Origin of the sequence: Pseudomonas sp. 65/3-MNA-CIBAN-0223 (assembly GCF_040310425.1) — a bacterium.
Classification (GTDB): Bacteria; Pseudomonadota; Gammaproteobacteria; order Pseudomonadales; family Pseudomonadaceae; genus Aquipseudomonas; species Aquipseudomonas gregormendelii.
Genome location: NZ_JBEOPV010000051.1, coordinates 1 through 936, shown reverse-complemented (window position 1 = coordinate 936; position 936 = coordinate 1). Strand labels below are relative to the sequence as shown.

Sequence of the window (936 nt, the reverse complement as noted above, 5' to 3'; positions counted from 1 at the left end):
CATTCGCACTTCTGATACCTCCAGCAAGCTTCTCAACTCACCTTCACAGGCTTACAGAACGCTCCTCTACCGCATCACCTAAGTGATACCCGTAGCTTCGGTGTATGGTTTGAGCCCCGTTACATCTTCCGCGCAGGCCGACTCGACTAGTGAGCTATTACGCTTTCTTTAAAGGGTGGCTGCTTCTAAGCCAACCTCCTAGCTGTCTAAGCCTTCCCACATCGTTTCCCACTTAACCATAACTTTGGGACCTTAGCTGACGGTCTGGGTTGTTTCCCTTTTCACGACGGACGTTAGCACCCGCCGTGTGTCTCCCATGCTCGGCACTTGTAGGTATTCGGAGTTTGCATCGGTTTGGTAAGTCGGGATGACCCCCTAGCCGAAACAGTGCTCTACCCCCTACAGTGATACATGAGGCGCTACCTAAATAGCTTTCGAGGAGAACCAGCTATCTCCGAGCTTGATTAGCCTTTCACTCCGATCCACAGGTCATCCGCTAACTTTTCAACGGTAGTCGGTTCGGTCCTCCAGTTAGTGTTACCCAACCTTCAACCTGCCCATGGATAGATCGCCCGGTTTCGGGTCTATTCCCAGCGACTAGACGCCCTATTAAGACTCGCTTTCGCTACGCCTCCCCTATTCGGTTAAGCTCGCCACTGAAAATAAGTCGCTGACCCATTATACAAAAGGTACGCAGTCACCCAACAAAGTGGGCTCCCACTGCTTGTACGCATACGGTTTCAGGATCTATTTCACTCCCCTCTCCGGGGTTCTTTTCGCCTTTCCCTCACGGTACTAGTTCACTATCGGTCAGTCAGTAGTATTTAGCCTTGGAGGATGGTCCCCCCATATTCAGACAAAGTTTCTCGTGCTCCGTCCTACTCGATTTCATGACTAAGAGATTTTCGCGTACAGGGCTATCACCCACTATGGCCG

1 rRNA gene is annotated in these 936 nt (G+C 51.3%); it reads right to left on the bottom strand.

Annotated features, from left to right (window positions below):
• Nucleotides 1-936 (bottom strand): 23S ribosomal RNA (locus tag AAEZ09_RS27845); the annotation flags it as partial.